At 64.5% G+C, this 2,283-nt stretch carries 2 protein-coding genes; one reads left to right on the forward strand and one right to left on the reverse strand.

Annotated elements, in window-relative coordinates:
- Positions 1-109 precede the first annotated feature (109 nt).
- Entirely contained in the window at positions 110-1,072 is a 963-nt protein-coding gene (locus tag JHC79_RS23470) for a Brp/Blh family beta-carotene 15,15'-dioxygenase (protein ID WP_296395463.1), read from the reverse strand.
- 234 nt (positions 1,073-1,306) lie between these two features.
- Here JHC79_RS23470 and JHC79_RS23475 point away from each other — a divergent pair, with 234 nt between their 5' ends.
- Entirely contained in the window at positions 1,307-2,143 is an 837-nt protein-coding gene (locus JHC79_RS23475) for a bacteriorhodopsin-like (protein WP_296395466.1), read from the forward strand.
- Positions 2,144-2,283: the final 140 nt, after the last annotated feature.

The following is a 2,283-nucleotide window of genomic DNA, read 5'->3' on the forward strand; positions in this document are numbered from 1 at the left end:
CGGCGACGTCCCGTTCCGTCCCTCGCCCACGCTCGAGACGATGTGGGCGAGCCGTAGTTTCGATCTCGACAGCTATAACTACAGCCGACCTGCGTACGGTCGATTCGCCTCAACCGGTCACTGACACCCGAGAAGCTCTCGGCGGCCGCTCGGGCGTGGTGTCGACGCGGCGACGTCGGCGATGTGCGGCCGAATCCATCGCAGCGACAACGATCATGTGTGGTGCGGTCAGTGCGAGCAGGACAACGATGGCCATCGCCACCGCGCCGGTGGTCGAGCCGTAGCCGACCACGACACCGACCACGGCCGCGAGGGTGGCGTAGGCGCCCAGGGTGGCAGGAACCGCATGACGGATGGTCGCCATCCATGCCTGCCGTGTAGTCGATGATCGGCGGTCGTCGGCCAACTCACGTGCCACGAGACGCGCAATGTGCCTGGGGCCGTGCCACAGTCCGAACCAGAGCGCGAAGGCGACCAGCGGCGCCACCACCGACCCGACCACGCCGATCACGGCGAGGTCGACCAGGATCAACCATCGCCGCTCGACGACGAGGAGATGTGCAGACACCAGCGCACTCGCTGCCCAGATCCCGATCAGGACGAATCGGATTGTGCCGCTGCTGAACAGGTCGGCCAACGACGGCGACAGTGTCCGCAGTGTCTCGTCCCATCCCGGCCCACCCCGGGCGAGGGGCAGTACCAGAGCGCCGGCTCCGGTGAGGAGCAATGCAGTTCGCCGAAAGACACTGGTGCCGAACGGGATGTCCATCGTCTCGACCTCGCCGAGTCCGAAATGCACGATGCTGGCCACGATCATCAACGCCAATGGCAACGCTCCACCCCAGTGCAGGACTGTCCACGCCGCTGCTGCGAGTGCTGCATACCCGACGGTGGCGGTGACCGCCCGCACCGCCAGTACGTCCGCGGCCAGCAGGTGATCGACCGACCCGTGCGGTACGCCGAGCACCAGGCCCAGCGCGATGAGCGCGACGTGGACAGCGGTGGCGTCGGCCATCAGATGATCGGCCAGCACCGCCACGATTGCTCCGGTTATGAGAGCGACGCGGGTCACGGTCGCTGTGAAGCGAACGGCGCCAACGGATTCTGTGGAGTACACGTCGCCAGTATGCGCGTCACGCGTCGAGAACCGAGGTCACGAACGCGTCACGGTTTGTGATCCACATCACGGTTTGACGCCAGAAATCATGAACCATTGATTCATTACTGGACTAGGCGTTCATTTGTCATGTGGGCGTTCGCGACTGCGAACGGAGCTCGAAAACCGCAGAACCGAAAGTCGAGTCCGATGATTCCCGACGTATTGACCAAGGGGCAGTTCGACACCGTCTACAACGTGCTGTCCCTCGCGATAGCCGCCCAACTCTTCACGGCGGTGTTCCTACTCGCGGTGCAACCCCGTGTGCTGCAACGATATCGACAGGCGCTGGTCATCTCGGCGATCGTGTGCGGGATCGCGGCCTACCACTACTTCCGCATCTTCGGATCGTTCAAGGCGGCCTTCGTCTCCGACGCGAGGGGCGGCGACGGCACCTACACCCAGGCGATCGGCGAGTCCTTCAACGAGGGCTACCGGTATGTGGACTGGCTGCTGACCGTGCCGCTGCTGCTGACCGAACTCGTGGTCGTGCTGGCGCTCGCCCGCAAGCTCCAGGCGTCGCTGCTGTGGCGGTTGATCCCGGCATCGGCGCTGATGATCGCACTCGGCTACCCCGGCGAGCTCAGTTCCGACAACGCGACGCGCCTCATCTGGGGCACCCTGTCGACCATCCCCTTCCTGTACATCCTCTACGTGCTCTTCGTCGAGCTGACACGATCGCTCGACCATCAGTCGCCGTCGGTTCGAATGACTGTGTCGCGCATGAGGATCCTGTTGTTCGCTGCCTGGGGGGTCTACCCGATCGCGTACCTGCTGCCGGTACTCGGCGGTGACGGGGCGATCGCCTGGGTCAGCAAACAGGCCGGCTACTCGGTCGCCGACATCGTGGCCAAATGCCTGTACGGCATCCTCATCTACCGCATCGCCCGGCTCAAGTCGTTCGCCGATGACGCCGGCTTCGCCGAATCGGAGGGCAAGGGGGAGCTGGACGGGACGCACGAGGAGATCATCGAGACCCGCCACTGACCCAGGCCGGACACGGACCCGAGACCCGGACGCAGTCTTCCTGCGTGCGGGTCTCGGGTTCATTCGACGTGCCGCCGTGTCCCTAAACTGAAACACGTTCTAGTCTGTCGGGTGTGGACGTGACATTCGAGGACACCGCA

The organism is Williamsia sp. (genome assembly GCF_016462415.1).
Taxonomy (GTDB): domain Bacteria; phylum Actinomycetota; class Actinomycetes; order Mycobacteriales; family Mycobacteriaceae; genus Williamsia_A.